Raw genomic sequence first — 382 nt, forward strand, 5'->3', positions numbered from 1 at the left:
CGCCCTCACTGCGTTCACATCAAAGGAGCGGCTGATCGCTCACCAGCTTGCCGCCGATCTGGAAGACACTGGCTATCTTCGGGCAAACCTTTTGGAGCTGGCCGAGAGCCTGAATGTCCGTGAGGCTGTTGTGGAACGGGTTCTCGGGGCGTTGCAGCAATTTGATCCACCGGGAGTTTTTGCGCGAAATCTCAGAGAATGCCTCGAGATCCAGTTGCGCCAGCGAAATCGGCTCGACCCGGCAATGGCAGCTTTGGTTGCCAATCTTGAAATGCTTGCGCGACGCGATTTTGAGGCGCTGAAGCAGCATTGCGGCGTCGATGAAGAAGACCTTCTCGACATGATGCATGAGATTCGGGCGCTCGATCCCAAGCCTGGGAAC

Annotated in this window: 1 pseudogene; it reads left to right on the plus strand. The window is 56.8% G+C overall.

Annotated elements, in window-relative coordinates:
* A pseudogene (locus X742_RS1000000173695) lies at positions 1-382 on the plus strand (RNA polymerase sigma-54 factor); the annotation flags it as partial.

The sequence above is a fragment of the Mesorhizobium sp. LNHC229A00 genome (assembly GCF_000502415.1).
Lineage (GTDB): Bacteria > Pseudomonadota > Alphaproteobacteria > Rhizobiales > Rhizobiaceae > Mesorhizobium.